This is a genomic window from Scandinavium hiltneri, from assembly GCF_024764835.1.
GTDB classification, from domain to species: domain Bacteria; phylum Pseudomonadota; class Gammaproteobacteria; order Enterobacterales; family Enterobacteriaceae; genus Scandinavium; species Scandinavium hiltneri.
On record NZ_JALIGE010000066.1, the window covers coordinates 68,301 to 83,650 of the forward strand.

The window sequence follows — 15,350 nt, forward strand, 5'->3', positions numbered from 1 at the left end:
AGTTTACGTGCAAAAATAGCGGTAATGAGGGTCGGGAACAGGAGAGGGAAGATGCAATATCCGGTAAATGTCTTTACGGGCAGCGTGCGGGAGTACGAGGGCAGTCGTCCAAGCGCGATTGCAAAGTTGCAGGTGGACGGCGAGCTTGAGCTGACCGAGCGCGGCCTGGTGGGTGATGAGCAGGCGGAAAAGAAAATTCACGGCGGCCCCGATCGCGCGCTGTGTCATTATCCGCGCGAGCATTACGCCGACTGGGCGCGAGAATTTCCCGAGCAGGCGGAATTATTCTGCGCTCCGGCATTTGGCGAGAACTTATCGACGGTCGGGCTGACGGAAAAAAACGTGTTTATCGGCGATATTTTCCGTTGGGGAGACGCGCTGATTCAGGTCACGCAGCCGCGTTCGCCGTGCTTTAAGCTCAATTATCATTTCGGCATTAGCGATATGTCTTCCCTGATGCAAAGCAGCGGCAAAACGGGCTGGCTGTATCGGGTGATTATGGCAGGAAAGGTGTCGAGCGAGCAGCCGCTGGAAATGGTTTCGCGCCTGAGCGATGTGTCGGTGCATGACGCGGCGGCGATTGCGTGGCATACGCCCTATGACGATGAGGAGTATCGCCGCTTGCTGTCGGCGGCGGGATTATCGGTGAGCTGGACGAGGACGATGCAGAAGCGGCGCTTGAGCGGGCATATCGAGGATAACTCACGGCGATTATGGGGGAAGTAAATCCCCCTCATCCTAACCCTCAACCCCGTTTATACAACGGCAACCATAAGGTCAGACGTAAGCCACCCAGCGGGCTGTCGTCGGCTTTGACCCAGCCGCGGTGCTGCTGAATTGCGGTTTCGACAATCGCCAGGCCAAGGCCGGTTCCGCCGGATTCACGGTCACGGGCTTCATCGGTGCGATAGAACGGACGGAAAATCTGCTCTCTGTCCTCTGGACTTACGCCCGGGCCGTCATCGTCGACGTTAATCGTGATGCCGTCTTTATCCACCGAGAAACTCACCGATATTTTGGTGTGCGAATAGCGCAGCGCGTTACGCACGATATTCTCAAACGCACTCTCGAGCGCATTCGGGTTACCGTACAGCGGCCACGGACCCGGCGGGTATTCAACGGTGAACGATTTACCCATCTGTTCCGCTTCAAACGCCGCGTTATCAAGCACTTCGCTCCACAGCTGATTGGCCTTCAGGTTTTCGCTCACCAGGGCGTTTTTCGACTGATTACGCGACATCACCAGCAGGTCGTTGATCATGCTGTCCAGGCGGTGCGCTTCCATTTCGATGCGCTCCAGCTCTTTGCTTTCCCCTGTGCGGCGACGCAGCAGCGCGGTGCCTAACTGCAGGCGCGTTAGCGGCGTGCGCAGCTCATGGGAGATATCAGAAAGCAGGCGCTGGTTGGCGGTCATCATCCTTTCGAGCGCCGTCACCATCTGGTTAAAACTGGAACCGGCGGCGAGGAATTCCTGCGGTCCGGATTCAAGCTCCGGATGCTGACGCAGGTTGCCCTGAGCCACTTCGTCGGCGGCATTTTTCAGCTTACGTGCGGGTTTGGCGAGACTCCATGCCAGCCACAGCAGCAGCGGCGAACTCACCAGCATGGTGACAATCAGCAACAGCAGCGGACGGTCAAACAGCAGGTTGATGAAATCAGATTGCGAGGTGCTGGCCGGGCGAATCAGGTAGAGCTGGTAGTTATCTTCCCCGTCACGAACGGAGAAGGGTCCTACCATTTCCAGTCGGCCATAGCGCTTTTTCTGCGGATGATCGGCGTTATCGGATTGGCCGATAAAGTTACGAATGATCTGCATTTCATTGCGTTCTGCGCCGATCACCCGGCCTTCGCTGGTCACCAGCAGAAGGCGTTGTCCCGGAGGTGCCCATTTGTCGATGGCGCGAAACAGCCGACGCCACCACATCAAATCATTGGGCGGATCGTTCGCGAGTTCCGCTTCGACGTGCTGCTCAATCATCAGACCCTGGCGTTGTTCGCTGTCCAGCAGTTCTGTCATTTGGCGCGAATCAAGCTTGGGCAACATCAGTACCAGCATCAACACCAGTGCCAGGGTTAACCAGAAAATGGCAAAGATGCGTGCGGTCAAACTTCCTATCATGAAGCGGACACCATCAGATAGCCGCGGCCACGTAAGGTTTTAAACCATGGGTGACCATCTTTCCGCTCTGGCAATTTACGGCGCAGGTTGGAAATATGCATATCGATAGCACGGTCAAACGGGGTTAAGCGTTTGCCCAGCACTTCCTGGCTCAGATGTTCACGGGAAACCACCTGGCCGAGATGCTGTGCCAGCAGGTAAAGTAGCGTGAACTCGGTGCCGGTCAGTTCCAGCGTCGTACCATCGAAGCTCGCTTCCTGACGGCCAGGATTGAGGCTCAGGGAATCCACTTCTAAGTTCGGCGAACTGGTGTCACTGGTTTGCTGCTGTTCGCTCCAGTGGGAACGGCGCAGAATTGCGCGAATACGAGCGACCAGTTCACGGTCATTAAACGGCTTTGGCAGATAGTCGTCCGCGCCCAGCTCAAGGCCGAGTACGCGATCGAGTTCGCTGCCGCGTGCGGTCAGCATAATGACCGGTGTCTGGTGTGTCTGTCGCAGCTCTTTAAGGGTATCAATGCCATTTTTCTTCGGCATCATTACGTCGAGCAAAAGCAGGTCGATGCTGTCATCCAAAAGCGCCAGTGCCTGTTCCCCATCGTGGGCAACCAGCACATTGAAGCCTTCCATGTCGAGCAGCTCCTTTAACAGGGAGGTGAGCTCCCGGTCATCATCAACTAACAGGATTTTATTCATTAATTAAATACCTCCGAGGCAGAAATTACGTCATCAAGGCTCGCTAATCCATGACTTTACGTTGTTTTACACCCCCTGACGCATGTTTGCAGCCTGAATCGTAGACTGTCTCTCGTTGAATCGCGAAACAAAAGTACTTGGGAGCAATTGATGCGCAATGTTATCGCTGCCGTCATGGCCTCAACGCTGGCGCTAAGTGCGAATAGCCAGGCTGCTGAAGTCGTCACCAGCGTTAACTGGACCCCGAATGACGGGGCGACGCAGAGCAGTCATCAGGGCCATATGTTTGACGGCATAAGTTTAACCGAATATCAGCGTCAACAGATGCGTGATCTGATGCAACAGGCTCGGCGACAGCAGCCCCCTGTTAATGTTAGCGAAATGGAGACAATGCATAAGCTTGTCACCGCAGATAAATTTGATGAAATCGCTGTGCAGGCACAGGCAGAGAAAATGGCGCAGGAACAGGTTGTCCGCCAGGTCGAAATGGCCCGGGTTCGCAACCAGATGTTTCGCCTGTTAACGCCAGACCAGCAAGCGATTTTAAATGAACGACACCAGCAACGAATGGATCAGTTGCGGGAGGTTGCACAGATGCAGCAAGGCTCGATGTCGACGCTGTTTAGTAGCAGTAGCAATACCCGTAGTAACCAGTAATAAACCCTGTTTTCCTTGCCATAGACACCATCCCTGTCTTCCCCCTCATGATGAGGGGGTTTTTTTTGTCTTTTTTCCGGCAACTGACCTTAATCACATTCCGCTATACTACCCGCAGAAGAGAGTGGGAGTGTTTATGAATCAAACCTATGGCCGTCTGGTCAGCCGGGCGGCGATTGCCGCGACGGTAATGGCTTCGGTGTTACTTTTGATCAAGATTTTTGCGTGGTGGTACACCGGGTCCGTCAGTATTCTGGCGGCGCTGGTGGATTCACTGGTGGATATCGCCGCCTCGCTGACTAACCTGTTGGTGGTGCGCTATTCGCTGCAACCTGCTGATGAAGAGCACACTTTTGGTCACGGTAAAGCTGAATCTCTTGCGGCGCTGGCGCAAAGTATGTTTATTTCCGGCTCGGCGCTTTTCCTGTTTTTGACCGGCATTCAGCATTTAGTCACGCCCGAACCGATGCGCGAGCCTGGCGTCGGGATGGCGGTGACGGTTATTGCGCTCATCAGTACGATAATTCTGGTGACCTTCCAGCGCTGGGTGGTGCGGAAGACGCAAAGCCAGGCGGTGCGCGCCGATATGCTTCATTATCAGTCTGATGTTATGATGAACGGAGCCATTCTGGTGGCGCTTGCGCTGGCGTGGTACGGCTGGCATCGTGCTGATGCATTGTTTGCATTGGGAATTGGCATCTATATTTTATATTGTGCAATACGCATGGGGCATGAGGCCGTACAGTCGCTACTGGACAGGGCGCTCCCCGATGAAGAACGTCAAGAAATCATTAACATCGTGAGTGCGTGGCCTGGCGTCAGCGGTGCGCATGACCTTCGTACGCGGCAGTCAGGGCCGACCCGCTTTATTCAGATTCATTTGGAAATGGAAGATAACCTGCCGTTGGTTCAGGCGCATTTAGTGGCTGAGCAGGTTGAGCAGGCGTTATTGCTTCGCTTTCCGGGTTCTGATGTCATTATTCATCAGGATCCGTGCTCAGTTGTCCCTTTGGGGCGACAGGGCTTTTTGGACTTTCGTAATTCGTTGTGAAAATGTGGGCCGGATCGGCATTTTTTGTCTAAATTACCGCCGATTGGCCTGACCTGAATCAATTCAGCACGATGCGCCTGATATACTATTTCCATATAGTCGATCTCTCCCTTTTTGTGGGGGCGCTTCGGGCAACAGAATAATTTTTAGCATTCCTAAGTTCAGAGGTAGTCATGATTAAGAAAATCGGTGTGTTGACAAGCGGCGGTGATGCCCCGGGCATGAACGCAGCCATTCGTGGTGTTGTGCGTGCAGCGCTTTCGGAAGGTCTGGAAATTTTTGGTATCTATGATGGCTACCTCGGTCTGTATGAAGATCGCATGGTCCAGCTCGATCGTTACAGCGTATCGGACATGATTAACCGTGGCGGCACCTTCCTCGGTTCTGCGCGCTTCCCGGAATTCCGCGAAGAGCACATCCGTGAAGTTGCTATCGAGAACATGAAAAAACGCGGCCTCGACGCGTTAGTGGTTATCGGCGGTGACGGTTCCTACATGGGCGCGAAGCGTCTGACCGAAATGGGCTTCCCATGCATCGGCCTGCCGGGCACCATTGATAACGACATTAAAGGCACCGACTACACCATCGGTTACTTCACCGCGCTGGGCACTGTGGTTGAAGCGATCGACCGTCTGCGCGACACCTCCTCCTCTCACCAGCGTATCTCCATCGTTGAAGTGATGGGCCGCTACTGTGGCGATCTGACCCTGGCAGCCGCGATTGCCGGTGGTTGTGAGTTTGTTGTGGTCCCGGAAGTGGAATTCAGCCGCGACGACCTGGTCGCTGAAATCAAAGCCGGTATCGCTAAAGGTAAGAAACACGCGATCGTCGCTATCACCGAGCACATGTGTGATATCGATGAGCTGGCGAATTACATCGAAACCGAAACCAAACGCGAAACCCGTGCGACCGTACTGGGTCACATTCAGCGCGGCGGTTCTCCGGTGCCTTACGACCGTATCCTTGCTTCCCGTATGGGGGCATATGCGATTGATCTGCTGTTGGAAGGCTTCGGCGGTCGTTGTGTCGGTATCCAAAACGAGAAACTGGTTCACCATGACATCATCGACGCTATCGAAAACATGAAGCGTCCATTCAAAACCGACCTGCTGGACTGCGCGAAAAAGCTCTACTAAACGCTGCCCGACCGGTCGTGAAATCAGGATCCGTAGCCTTCAGGGGTTACGGATTTTTTTTGCCTCTGGTATCTGTCTTTCCAGCACATTAAGCGCTTCTCTTTGAGGGGGGCTGGGTTTACTCTCGATGAGACACGTAGTCCAATAAAAACCCCTACCGTTTTGTAATCATTAGGAAATTGACAATGTCACTGTATAGCGAAACCAAAGCACAGTTTATTCACGGTCTGGTCAGTCTGAGTGCGGTTCTGGAAAAGAGTGCGGCCTGGGCGAAAGAGCAGGGGACTGATGAAACGGCACTGCTGGAGGCGAAGCTCGCGGAAGATATGTTCCCGCTGAAGCGTCAGGTGCAGGTAACCTGTGATATGGCGAAGCGTGCGATTGCGCGTCTGGCTAACGTCGAAGCGCCAGCAATGGAAGATAACGAAAGCACCTTCGCACAGCTGCATGAGCGCATTGCTGCCACCGTGGCCTTTTTGAAGAGCGTGCAGGATTCACAGCTGGACGGTGACGACGCGCGACCGATCATGGTTCAGGCGCGTGAACATCAGCTGCATTTCACTGCCAGCAGCTACGTCTTCCAGTTCGCGATGCCGAACTTCTATTTCCACTCAACGACGGCTTACGCCATTCTGCGCCAGGCCGGTGTGCCGCTGGGCAAGGTAGATTTTTTAGGCAAGATTCAGTAACCGTACTGATAAAACGAAAAAGCCTTCTCTCAGAGAAGGCTTTTTTATGCGGGAAGGCGCTTACTCGATGTCGAGCGCGTCTTCCGACAGAATGATACCGGTGTTGTCGGCATAGAGATGGTCGCCGGAGAAGAAGGTCACACCGCCGAAATTGACGCGAACGTCGCTTTCGCCAACGCCTTCACCCGCAGCGCCTACCGGAATCGCGGCCATGGCCTGAATGCCAATGTCCAGCTCTTCCAGGTCGTCTACCTGACGCACCGCGCCGTAGACCACCATGCCTTCCCACTCGTTCTGCACCGCCAGACGCGCAAGGTCGGCATCAATCAGCGCACGACGTACGGAGCCGCCACCATCCACGAGCAGGATGCGGCCACGACCGTTCTGTTCGAGCATATCGTACAGCAACCCGTTATCCTCGAAACATTTCACCGTGATAATTTGTCCACCAAACGACGACCGTCCACCAAAGTTGGAGAACAGCGGTTCAACGACATTGACATCTTCCTGGTAGATGTCGCAAAGCTCGGATGTATCGTATTTCATAGGCTTAACGTTCAGTTGCAGCGGGTGATTTCAGTATATCGTGCTAAGTGCATTGTTGGCAAAATCATCAATTGTTAATTGATATTTGTCAGTTACGCAAACAGGCGACTCAGCACAATCCCAACCACAAACAACAGGTTAGTCAGAAGCGCGCCTTTTACTGTGCGTTCGAGCATTGGGCGCATATCTACCGGGGAACGGTGCGTATAGACGAAACGCGCCTGTTTGATAAGCAGCGGCGCGGCCAGAATGAACAGCCAACCCCATGGACTGTGCAGTGCCATCAGGTTAAACAGCGCCAGGCACAGCAGCGCGCCCATCAGCAAACCGGTGTGATAACGGCGGGCATTGACCGGGCCCAGTCGCACGGCCAGCGTGTTCTTACCGTTTTCACGGTCGCTGTCGATATCGCGCAGGTTATTGATATTGAGCACCGCCGTTGCCAGCAGGCCACAAGCGGTAGCTGGCAGGAACGTCACTGCTTCCAGGGTATGCGCCTGAAGATACCAGCTGCCCATCACGCTGAGCCAGCCGAAGAAGGTAAGCACCGAAATATCGCCCAGGCCGATATAGCCGTAAGGGCGTGTGCCCACGGTGTAGGTAATGGCTGCGATAATCGACACGCCACCCAGCACCATGAAGCCAATAAAATCTTCCATCGTCTGATACGACGCCATCAGCAAGGCGATGCCGGACAGACAAATCAGCCCCACCGTGACCATCAGCGCGCGCTTCATCTGTTCCTGGGTGATGACCCCTTTTTGCATCCCGCGTAACGGCCCAATGCGGTCTGGCTTGTCACTGCCCTTGACCGCATCGCCATAGTCGTTCGCCAGATTGGACAAAATCTGTAATAGCCCGGCGGTAATAAGGGCCAGCAATGCAACCAGCGGATTGAAATGCCCCTGCCACCAGGCCAGAGCAGTGCCGACGATAATGGCGGAAAATGCCAGCGGTAAGGTTTTCGGGCGCAGGCTTTCCAGCCACGCCTGGGTACGACTCAGAGATTGTTCAGTCATTGTTCCAGCCAATAAAAATGGGGGCTAAGAGCCCCCATCAAAGGTGATGAAAATGCAATTATCTGGATTATAGGATAAAACGACTCAGATCTTCATCTGCCACCAACGCATCGAGGTGTTTACTCACATATTCTGCGTCAATGGTAAAGGACTCGCCCTGACGTTCGCTGGCGTCATAGGAGATATCTTCCATCAGGCGTTCCAGCACGGTGTGCAGGCGACGCGCGCCGATGTTCTCGGTGGTTTCGTTCACCTGCCATGCGGCTTCAGCGATACGTTTGATGCCGTCGTCGGTGAAGTCGATATTCACGCCTTCGGTGCCCATCAGCGCTTTGTACTGCACGGTTATGGACGCGTTTGGCTCAGTCAGAATACGTTCGAAGTCATGCGTGGTCAGGGCTTTCAGCTCAACACGAATCGGCAGACGACCCTGCAATTCCGGGATCAAATCTGACGGGCTGGCCACCTGGAAGGCGCCGGAGGCGATAAACAGAATGTGGTCGGTTTTCACCATCCCGTGCTTGGTGGAGACGGTGCAGCCTTCAACCAGCGGCAGCAGGTCGCGCTGAACGCCTTCACGAGAAACGTCAGGGCCCGAGGAGTTGCCGCCGCGCTTACAGATTTTATCGATTTCATCGATGAAGACGATCCCGTGCTGTTCAACGGCGTCGATAGCGTCCTGCTTCAGCTCTTCCGGATTTACCAGCTTCGCGGCTTCTTCTTCAATCAGCAGCTTCATCGCGTCTTTGATTTTCACCTTACGCGGCTTCTGCTTCTGTCCACCCAGGTTCTGGAACATGGACTGCAGCTGGCTGGTCATTTCTTCCATGCCAGGAGGTGACATGATTTCAACGCCCATTGGCGCCGCGGCGAGATCGATTTCGATTTCTTTGTCGTCGAGCTGACCTTCACGCAGTTTTTTGCGGAATGCCTGACGCGCAGCAGACGGCTCCTGCGGCTCTTCGGACTGGCCCCAGTTGTTTTTCGCCGGTGGGATCAGCACGTCGAGAATACGCTCTTCCGCCATTTCTTCCGCGCGATAGCGGTTTTTGTCAATCGACTGCATACGCACCATTTTCACGGCAGCATCGGTCAGATCGCGGATGATAGAGTCAACTTCTTTACCGACATAGCCCACTTCGGTGAACTTAGTGGCTTCGACTTTGATGAATGGCGCGTTGGCGAGTTTCGCCAGACGACGGGCGATTTCGGTTTTACCAACGCCGGTTGGGCCAATCATCAGAATGTTTTTTGGAGTCACTTCGTGACGCAGCTCTTCGTCGAGCTGCATACGGCGCCAGCGGTTACGCAGGGCGATAGCCACAGAACGCTTTGCCGCATCCTGGCCGATAATGTGTTTGTCGAGTTCGCTGACAATCTCGCGTGGGGTCATTTCAGACATAGGAGATCCTTACGCTTTAGAAGGTAATTCTTCGATGGTGTGGAAGTGGTTGGTGTAGATGCAGATATCACCCGCAATCCCCAACGCTTTTTCCGCAATGTCACGAGCGCTCAGCTCGGTATTTTCCAGCAGCGCACGGGCTGCGGCCTGGGCATACGGCCCGCCGGAGCCAATGGCAATCAAATCGTTTTCAGGCTGCACCACATCGCCGTTACCAGTGATGATAAGTGACGCGTTTTCGTCTGCTACAGCCAGCAGCGCTTCGAGCTTGCGCAGCATACGGTCGGTACGCCAGTCTTTGGCGAGCTCAACCGCGGCTTTCACCAGATGTCCCTGATGCATTTCCAGTTTACGTTCGAACAGTTCAAACAGCGTGAAGGCGTCAGCAGTGCCGCCGGCGAAGCCTGCGATCACTTTGTCGTTATACAGACGGCGTACTTTTTTCACGTTGCCTTTCATGACGGTATTGCCAAGCGTGGCCTGACCATCACCAGCGATAACGACATGACCGTTACGGCGAACACTTACTATTGTTGTCACGAGAGGACCCCCTGGGTGTAAAGCAGAATACAGGCCCCGCACGTTGTGCGGGGCAGAATGCATTAATAGATGGGGGGGATTTTGGGGGTTTCAACCCCTGGAGGCGATACGAATGCAGTTTGCGTGTCCGGCCACCTTCAGGCGGGAGATAGTGCCATCGGCATTATCTTTGCCTTTCACAGGGCCAATCACCACGCGATTCCAGCCGTTATTGGTGGTAATACGTGAATCAAATCCTTCAAAGGCCAGCTGGGCACGAACGGTTTCTGCCTGATCGGCACCTTTAAACGAACCGCACTGGATTATCCAACGGCGATCGTCTGCGGCTTGTTTTGCCGGTTCTGGCTCACGCGTCACCGGTGCAGCCTGCTGCGCTTTCGGTTGGCTGGCCGTGGTATGTGTCGGCGTTTGCATCAGATCCTGATACGGCTGCTGCGTGGTTTGTTTCGGCTGCGTCTGGCGCGGCTGCGGAGCAGGCTGGCTCTGAACCGTACGCGTTTGCTGCTGTTCCACTGGGCGAGACTGCGTGCGCGGTGCCTGCACCGGCTGCGTCTGTGACCACTGCTGCTGTTGAACTTGCTGTTGTTGCTGCACCTGCTGCTGAAGTCGTTGGCGTTGCAGCGTTTGCTGGCGCTGCTCAGGCGTTTGCTCGTTCCACGGTACTTCCGTCAGCTGCGTCGGCTGCTGGCGCATATCGGCCTGCATTTGTGCTAACAGCTGGCGCTGTTCGTCGGTCAGCTGGTTGGCATTTTTTACTTCGCCACCCGCAGACGGTTCCGTTGGCGCACGCACGCCCGGCTGGCGACTTTCCAGTTCTTTAATATAGCGCCAGCGTTCTTCCGGCTTCGGCGGTAAACCATTACCCGTGGCCTGGCGGCCCTGCATGGCTTCAGCTTCTTCTTTCTTGTGATGGGTAATGAAGTACAGGCCACCGATAAAGGCAACCAGCACGGCCGCGGCAATAGCGACCATGGCTGGTGAGACAGCAGGAAGGCTACTTTGCTTTTTCCGTGAGTTCCTTGTTGGACTCTTTTTTCGCCGCGAAGCAGCAGGTTTGCTGCGGCTTACATAATCTCGTTGTGCCACTGTCGTTTCGCTGTATTTATTCGTTCATCAGCCCGCCATGTTACTTAAGCGGCGGGGCTTTGACCAGAACCGCTAGTCTGAAAGCCGTTTAGTTTAAGGCTTATTTTTTGTGGTACTACCGCGAACCACCAGTTCACAGTCGAGCAAGCGGGAACCACTGCTGACATTTTGACCGCTAAGCTGATCGAGCAATAACAGCATGGCTTCACGTCCGATATCAAAACGCGGTTGGGAAACGGTGGTGAGTGGCGGGTCGCAAAATTCCGACAGCGAAATGTTATCGAAGCCGATAATCGACAGATCGTCCGGCACTTTGAGGCCGCGGCGTTTAGCCAGCGACAGCGCGCCCAGCGCCATAATATCGCTGTGGCAGAAGATGGCCGTCGGCGGCTGCGGCAGTGCCAGCAGCTGTTCCAGCGCGGCTGCCCCGGCTTCGAAGGTAAAGTTACCGCGAGCGATGTAGTGCGGATCGACGGTAATCCCGCTGCGCCTAAGCGCCTGCACGTAGCCCTGCAAACGATAGTGGCACAACGGCATTTCTTCAGGCCCGGCGATGCAACCAATGCGCTGATGTCCGAGTTCGTGCAGGAAATTCACGGCGTTAAAGGACGCGGTGAGGTTGTCGATGTGAACCGTCGGCAGTTCGAGTTCAGGTGCAAACTCATTGGCCATGACCATTGGCGGCAAATTCCGTTGCTCTTCAATGCTGGCGTCGAACGGCAGGCGCGAACCCAGCAGCAGCATGCCGTCGATTTGTTTGGTGATGATGAGATCGATGAAGGTTTTTTCCTGCTGATTCTGATGAGCGCAGTCGCCAATCAGCACCAGATACCCCTGTTCAGCAGCGGTAATTTCGATACCCCGGATGATTTCACTAAAGAAAGGATCGCAGATGTCCGGCACAATCACCAGAATGGTTCTCGACTCGTTACGCTTCATGTTACGGCCCAAAGCCTGTGGGAAATATCCCACTTCCAGCGCGGCCTTCTCTACTTTATTACGCGTGGACTGCGACACTTTGTCGGGGTTCATCAATGCCCGGGAAACGGTTGCCGTTGAGACATTCGCTTTCTGAGCTACATCCTTCATGGTTGCCGAAACAACCTCTTTTTTGGACTTCACCTGGGTTCTCCTCGCTGACGGGGGCAGAGACTTCCGCTGTCTCTGACAACAGTCTCTTTTTTATCAGAGAGTAAGTCAGGGGAGTTACAGAAATTTCATGAAAATTGTGACGGAAGCTGAATTTTTCGATCTGCCTCGCAGCGCAAGGGGTTAGCCTTCGATTGGATCAACGTCCAGAACCCATTTCACTTTTCGCGAGGCGGGAAGGGTATTTATCAGCGCCATCGCCCCACTGACGATATGCTGTAAACGCAAACGTGACGGGTGTTGCAGCACGATTTGCCAGCGCCAGCGGCCGCCGCGTTTTGGCGCGAGAGCCGGCACCGGACCGAGCAGCCACAGTTTGTCATCCGCCAGCGGGCTGGCCTGCAGCAAATTGCGCAGCTGCTGAAGAAACAGCGGTGCTTCCTGATTATTGTGATCTTCCGCGCGGATCAGCACGTGGCTGGTCCACGGCGGTAGCTGAAGCGTTTGACGTTCCGCCAGCGCCTGCTGAGCAAAGGCATCATAGCCCTGATGTAATAGCGTTTGCAGCAGCGGATGTTCCGGGTGATGGGTTTGCAAAATCACTTCGCCCTGTTTCCCGGCCCGGCCCGCACGGCCAGACACCTGGGTATACAACTGAGCGAAACGCTCGGCGGAACGGAAATCAGCCGAGAACAGCGCGCCGTCGACATCGAGCAGCGCCACGAGGGTGACATCCGGGAAGTGGTGGCCTTTGGCCAGCATTTGGGTGCCGATGAGAATGCGCGCTCCGCCACGATGCACTTCCGCCAGGTATTGTTCCAGTGCACCTTTGCGGCTGGTGGTGTCGCGGTCGATACGCGAAATCGGGACGTTGGCAAACATCGGTGCCAGCACGTCCTCAAGCTGTTCGGTGCCTAAACCCACCGGCACCAGATGTGTCGAGCCGCAGGAGGGGCACTGACGCGGAATGGGGCGCTGGCTGTCGCAATGATGGCAGCGCAGGTGACGATGGGTCTGATGCAGCGTGTAATAGCTGTCACAGCGCGGGCATTCCGCTATCCAGCCGCATTCATGACACAGCAGCGTCGGGGCATAACCGCGACGGTTGAGGAACAAAATGACCTGATTATCGGCCTGCAAATGCTGGCGTATCCGGCTGATTAACGCCGGAGAAAGTCCGGCCTGCAACTGCTGGCTTTTCAAATCCAGCACGTGCTGAGTCGCCGGACGTGCGTTCCCGGCGCGTTTGGTCAGTTTGAGCTGGTGATATTTCCCCTGGCGAACGTTGTGCAATGTTTCCAGGGCGGGCGTTGCCGAGCCGAGAATAATCGGGATTTGCTCGTTGTGCGCGCGCCATACCGCCAGATCGCGGGCGTGATAGCGCCAGCCTTCCTGCTGCTTGTAGGAACTGTCGTGTTCTTCGTCGATGACAATCACGCCGAGGTTTTTGAACGGCGTAAATAAGGAAGAGCGGGTGCCAATCACAATCCCGGCCTCGCCATTTTTCGCTTTTAGCCAGGCCGACAGACGTTCGCTGTCGTTGAGCGCGGAGTGCAGCACTTCGACCGGGGCACTAAAACGTTCGCGAAAACGGGCGATGGTCTGCGGCGTAAGGCCGATTTCCGGCACCATCACCAGCGCCTGTTTCCCCTGCGCCAGCACGTTTTCCAGCACGCTCAGATAGACTTCGGTTTTGCCGGAGCCGGTGACGCCCGCCAGCAGCCAGGCGGAAAATTTGTCCGATGCGCTGTGAATGGCCCCGACGGCGGTGGCCTGCTCGGTGTTCAGACGCAGACGCTCGCCGGTAACCGCATAGCCATTGCGCCAGTCGGAAATCTCAGGCGCTACGCTTGCCAGATCGCTATAACCTTTTTTACGCAGGCCTTGCAGGGCGGCGTCGTTGAATTCTAAATCGGCAACCTGATGACGCCAGATCTTGCCCTGACGCAGTGCGGCCAGGGCCTGCTGTTGTTTGGCGGAGCGCTTAAGCGTGTGGATATCCACTGCCTGGCCCTGTTCCGTCGCATACCAGTACCACAGCGGTGCGGCGCTGGCGGGTTTCCCCTGACGCAGCAGAATCGGCAGCGCGTGAAACAGTACATCGCCAATTGGATGGTGATAATAGTCTGCGGCCCACTGGAGCATGCGCCAGACGGCAGGCGAATAAACGGGTTCGTCATCCAGCACCTCAATGACGCTTTTTAAATCCTTGAGCGGCAGTTCGCTGTCGTCGCTGACCGAGACCACAATCCCCACACGTTCTTGCTGCTTGCCAAACGGCACGCGTACGCGACACCCGGCCTGAGCGCTAATGCCATCTGGCAGCACATAGTCAAAGGTACGGGGAAGCGGAACGGGCAGGGCAACGTGTGCGACGGGCATCGAATCTTCCTGACTTGAAAAGGAGCGCGTTAGTATACACATTACAGTAAGCGGAAGAGCGGATCAGATTGCAACCCCTGGTTATATTCTGTATGATTCGCCGCCTTTGGTGCACATTATGTGGTATCAAAAGACCTATACTATTAACTTCACGCGGTGTCTGGCGTTAGGGCTGGAAGAGCGGCGTGGCCTTCACTGAGGTTTCCCATGAAAAAAGGTATTCACCCAAATTACGCAGAAATTACTGCAAACTGTTCTTGCGGTAACGTGATGACCATCCGTTCTACTGTTGGTCACGATCTGAACCTGGACGTGTGCGGCAAATGCCACCCGTTCTACACTGGCAAGCAGCGTGACGTTGCTACCGGTGGCCGTGTTGACCGCTTCAACAAGCGTTTCAGCATCCCGGGCGCTAAATAAGCTACCCGAGAAAAAGGCGCCGAAAGGCGCCTTTTTTGTATCTGAAAATCAGTATTCCCACGTATCCGGGTCGATCCCCAGCTCACGCATAATAATCTTCGCTGCTTCCGGAATTTCATCGCTACGCTCTTTGCGTAGATCTTCATCGTTCGGCAGTGGTTGACCGGTAAACGCATGTAGGAACGCTTCACACAGCAGCTCGCTGTTAGTGGCGTGGCGCAGGTTGTTCACCTGGCGACGGGTACGTTCATCGGTGAGGATTTTCAAAACCTTCAGAGGAATGGACACCGTAATTTTTTTAACTTGCTCGCTCTTCTTACCGTGCTCAGCGTAGGGGCTGATATATTCGCCGCTCCATTCAGCCATGAGACTCTCATCCTCTAATCATTAATAAAGGGCCTGGGCGCGCGCCCGGACCATAATCCCGCACAGTTTACCCCAGAGGTGTGACCATGACACCAGCAAAGCCTCTGTGTATGTGCGCTAATGCGTATAATTTTAACGGCTATTTCCCGATTG

16 protein-coding genes are annotated in these 15,350 nt (G+C 55.0%); 6 read left to right on the forward strand and 10 right to left on the reverse strand.

The features are described from left to right. Window positions 1-51 precede the first annotated feature (51 nt). Window positions 52-726, forward strand: coding sequence for a 6-hydroxyaminopurine reductase (gene yiiM / locus MUU47_RS01820; protein ID WP_258986394.1), 675 nt, complete (start codon window positions 52-54; stop codon window positions 724-726). A 19-nt stretch (window positions 727-745) separates the two neighbouring features. On the opposite strand, the gene cpxA is transcribed toward yiiM, so the two are convergent. Together cpxA and cpxR are read right to left on the reverse strand one after the other, a co-directional pair. Continuing rightward, window positions 746-2,119, reverse strand: a complete 1,374-nt coding sequence (cpxA, locus tag MUU47_RS01825; protein ID WP_258986400.1) for an envelope stress sensor histidine kinase CpxA — start codon at window positions 2,117-2,119, stop codon at window positions 746-748. Beyond that, window positions 2,116-2,814 (reverse strand): envelope stress response regulator transcription factor CpxR, encoded by a 699-nt coding sequence (cpxR, locus tag MUU47_RS01830; RefSeq protein WP_110511866.1) that lies wholly within the window; start codon window positions 2,812-2,814, stop codon window positions 2,116-2,118. The genes cpxA and cpxR overlap by 4 nt, the downstream gene beginning before the upstream one ends. 150 nt (window positions 2,815-2,964) lie before the next feature. Here cpxR and cpxP point away from each other — a divergent pair, with 150 nt between their 5' ends. The 4 genes from cpxP to MUU47_RS01850 all read left to right on the forward strand — a co-directional run bounded on the left by cpxP (window position 2,965) and on the right by MUU47_RS01850 (window position 6,347). Then, the gene (gene cpxP, locus MUU47_RS01835; protein ID WP_159776425.1) at window positions 2,965-3,471 is read left to right on the forward strand and encodes a cell-envelope stress modulator CpxP; all 507 of its coding nucleotides are present in this window, start codon (window positions 2,965-2,967) and stop codon (window positions 3,469-3,471) included. 136 nt (window positions 3,472-3,607) lie between these two features. Next, window positions 3,608-4,522, forward strand: coding sequence for a CDF family cation-efflux transporter FieF (gene fieF / locus MUU47_RS01840; RefSeq protein WP_258986403.1), 915 nt, complete (start codon window positions 3,608-3,610; stop codon window positions 4,520-4,522). A gap of 173 nt (window positions 4,523-4,695) precedes the next feature. Continuing rightward, the gene (pfkA, locus tag MUU47_RS01845) at window positions 4,696-5,658 is read left to right on the forward strand and encodes a 6-phosphofructokinase (RefSeq protein ID WP_258986404.1); all 963 of its coding nucleotides are present in this window, start codon (window positions 4,696-4,698) and stop codon (window positions 5,656-5,658) included. A gap of 185 nt (window positions 5,659-5,843) precedes the next feature. Beyond that, on the forward strand, window positions 5,844-6,347 hold the full coding sequence (locus MUU47_RS01850; RefSeq protein ID WP_258986407.1) for a DUF1993 domain-containing protein: 504 nt from the start codon (window positions 5,844-5,846) through the stop codon (window positions 6,345-6,347). 60 nt (window positions 6,348-6,407) lie between these two features. On the opposite strand, the gene rraA is transcribed toward MUU47_RS01850, so the two are convergent. The 7 genes from rraA to priA all read right to left on the reverse strand — a co-directional run bounded on the left by rraA (window position 6,408) and on the right by priA (window position 14,411). After that, window positions 6,408-6,893 (reverse strand): ribonuclease E activity regulator RraA, encoded by a 486-nt coding sequence (rraA, locus tag MUU47_RS01855; protein ID WP_110511861.1) that lies wholly within the window; start codon window positions 6,891-6,893, stop codon window positions 6,408-6,410. Between the two features lie 92 nt (window positions 6,894-6,985). Then, window positions 6,986-7,912 carry a 1,4-dihydroxy-2-naphthoate polyprenyltransferase gene (menA, locus tag MUU47_RS01860; protein WP_258986408.1) on the reverse strand — a complete coding sequence of 309 codons (927 nt, stop codon included), beginning with the start codon at window positions 7,910-7,912 and terminating at the stop codon, window positions 6,986-6,988. A gap of 67 nt (window positions 7,913-7,979) precedes the next feature. Next, on the reverse strand, window positions 7,980-9,314 hold the full coding sequence (hslU, locus tag MUU47_RS01865) for an ATP-dependent protease ATPase subunit HslU (RefSeq protein ID WP_258986409.1): 1,335 nt from the start codon (window positions 9,312-9,314) through the stop codon (window positions 7,980-7,982). Window positions 9,315-9,323: 9 nt separating this feature from the next. After that, window positions 9,324-9,854, reverse strand: a complete 531-nt coding sequence (gene hslV / locus MUU47_RS01870) for an ATP-dependent protease subunit HslV (RefSeq protein WP_110511858.1) — start codon at window positions 9,852-9,854, stop codon at window positions 9,324-9,326. Window positions 9,855-9,944: 90 nt separating this feature from the next. Continuing rightward, window positions 9,945-10,940 carry a cell division protein FtsN gene (ftsN, locus tag MUU47_RS01875; RefSeq protein WP_258986411.1) on the reverse strand — a complete coding sequence of 332 codons (996 nt, stop codon included), beginning with the start codon at window positions 10,938-10,940 and terminating at the stop codon, window positions 9,945-9,947. Between the two features lie 93 nt (window positions 10,941-11,033). Beyond that, window positions 11,034-12,062 (reverse strand): DNA-binding transcriptional regulator CytR, encoded by a 1,029-nt coding sequence (cytR, locus tag MUU47_RS01880; protein ID WP_258986412.1) that lies wholly within the window; start codon window positions 12,060-12,062, stop codon window positions 11,034-11,036. Window positions 12,063-12,212: 150 nt separating this feature from the next. Further along, complete coding sequence (gene priA, locus MUU47_RS01885; protein WP_258986413.1) at window positions 12,213-14,411, reverse strand: primosomal protein N'; 2,199 nt, start codon at window positions 14,409-14,411, stop codon at window positions 12,213-12,215. A gap of 207 nt (window positions 14,412-14,618) precedes the next feature. Between priA and rpmE the strand changes: the two genes are divergently transcribed. Continuing rightward, the gene (rpmE, locus tag MUU47_RS01890) at window positions 14,619-14,831 is read left to right on the forward strand and encodes a 50S ribosomal protein L31 (protein WP_110511854.1); all 213 of its coding nucleotides are present in this window, start codon (window positions 14,619-14,621) and stop codon (window positions 14,829-14,831) included. 48 nt (window positions 14,832-14,879) lie between these two features. Here rpmE and metJ read toward each other — a convergent pair whose 3' ends face one another. Next, window positions 14,880-15,197: a met regulon transcriptional regulator MetJ gene (metJ, locus tag MUU47_RS01895; protein ID WP_072571323.1), complete on the reverse strand. Its 318-nt coding sequence runs from the start codon at window positions 15,195-15,197 to the stop codon at window positions 14,880-14,882. Window positions 15,198-15,350: the final 153 nt, after the last annotated feature.